The 1,871-nt window shown below is 65.8% G+C and carries 2 protein-coding genes; one reads left to right on the forward strand and one right to left on the reverse strand.

Going from position 1 to position 1,871, the window contains the following annotated elements:
• Nucleotides 1-20: 20 nt before the first annotated feature.
• A complete protein-coding gene (locus tag VXC91_RS45060) occupies nucleotides 21-314 on the reverse strand; it encodes a hypothetical protein (protein ID WP_329513122.1) in 294 nt (97 codons plus the stop codon).
• Between the two features lie 1,050 nt (nucleotides 315-1,364).
• Here VXC91_RS45060 and VXC91_RS45065 point away from each other — a divergent pair.
• Nucleotides 1,365-1,871 (forward strand): glycosyltransferase family 2 protein (locus tag VXC91_RS45065; protein WP_329513123.1); only part of this gene is annotated, 507 nt, incomplete at its 3' end.

The following is a 1,871-nucleotide window of genomic DNA, read 5'->3' on the forward strand; positions in this document are numbered from 1 at the left end:
TTCGGTTCGGCTGGAGCGGATCATCGCTCCATGACCGCGTTCATGCGCGGCATCCGGACGCCGGTCTGGACGGCCTCGAAACTCTCAGCTTGCAGGACGGCGTCGAAGGCGGCCGGGTAGCGCGCGTCGCGGTTGCGGATCAGGAACCTCACCTCTGCGCCGGCGTCGTGGAGGTCCATGACCAGGTTTCGGGCCAGTTGAGTGACCCAGCCCGCGGTGGCGTGCGCGGTTGCGCCGAGGATCCGCACGCGCCGGGTGGCGTGCTCGATGACAGCGAGGGCGTACAGGGTCGCCCCGGTCAGCATCTTGGTCATCAGGGCCTGTGGGACCCGGTGCACCCCAGCGCCAGCGGCATGTGGCGGCCCGCGTTGCCCGGCAACGAGATATTACGGATAAACCGCGAAACCGATCAGTGGCCGATCGCCACTGACGAACCGAGGCCGACTTGACAGCGCCCAACCCGCACCTCCCAATGGCGGGGATCTCAGCAGGATGCAGTCGGCCGGGCTGACTCGTACGGGTGAGCCCCAACCTGCGTCCACCGGCGGCCGTGCCATATCCATGAGGCGCTCACCTGCTGCTTTCTCCGTTCCGTGATTTCGACGCGGAAATCCTCCGCAGGAGTGGCTTGCAAGGCAATACACACAGCAACTAGCGTCCAACCTCGCCGGACAAATCGTCCAACGGAGTTGGACAGTGTTGCGTGCACCCCCAATACGTCTTGCTGCGCCCGTCACGAAATGGAATCACCATGCTCGACGTGCAAGAACTCGGCAGAGAGCCCGTGGGACAGTTTCCGGCCTCGAGGTCCTGGGCAGAGGACCGAGGAAACCGCCGGACATGTCTCAGGTCGTTGCGGAGGACGCCGTCGCAACGAGCCCTCGTGTGCGCTCGCCGTCTGGTTTAAGGGCAAGGCCCCTGCCGGTTGCAGTACCAGGGCAGTTGCAGGGTGAGGGCCACGCAAATCCGCTCGGCCAGCGGCGCGGGTGACGTAGCTTATCGCACCACCACCGGTACACCGTGCAACTTTATGGGTATCTGGGTCCCCGGGGCGCTCGCCGACCGCTGACGCGGTGCTCCGCGCCGACGGACCGATTGCCGATTCCCTTCGCTGTACGTCTCGGTTTCCGTCCGATAAACCGATGTGCCCGGCGATTCAGCCGCGTACACAGGACCACTTCCGCACACCAAATCCGCCGTGACATGCGAACTCCCGTATTTCGCAGGTACGCGTCCGGGGCCCGCGCATGCGCCCGGAAACGAGAGCATGCCCCGATTTCTCGCCGCCGAGTCCGCGACCGGCACCACCCCACAGGGATCCATTCACAGCTGTGTTGTTCCACAGCCCGTCTGAGGAGTTCTACTTGTTCTCGGCGCTCATCACCGTCACCTCGCTGACGCTGTTCTGGACAGCGGCGTTCACCCTTTGGTGGCAGATGCATGCCTGGCGTACGCCCGTGACGCTGGCGGCCACCCGTTTCGCGCGGCCCGACGGGGACGCTCGTCTCTCGTTCTCCCTGCTGGTGCCCGCAAGGCACGAGCAGGCCGTCCTCGAACACACCGTCAACGGCCTGCTGCAATCTGCGCACGGGGACTACGAGATCATCATCATCGTCGGCCACGACGACCCCGGCACCGCCGAAGTGGCCGAGCGGGTCGCGGCGTCCGCGCCCGACCGGGTACGGGTGGTGGTCGACACCAACGAGTCGAAGAACAAGCCCAAGGCCCTCAACACCGCGCTACCGCACTGCTTCGGCGAAGTCGTCGGGGTCTTCGACGCCGAGGACCAGGTCCACCCCGCCCTCCTGACCCATGTGGACCACGCCTTCCGCTCCACCGGGGCCGATGTCGTACAGGGCGGCGTCCAGCTG

Source organism: Streptomyces chiangmaiensis (assembly GCF_036281785.1).
Lineage (GTDB): Bacteria > Actinomycetota > Actinomycetes > Streptomycetales > Streptomycetaceae > Streptomyces > Streptomyces chiangmaiensis.

Excerpts from the sequence above, each read along its gene's own strand:
- VXC91_RS45060 (WP_329513122.1), bottom strand. The coding sequence starts at position 314 with ATGACCAAGATGCTGACCGGGGCGACCCTGTACGCCCTCGCTGTCATC.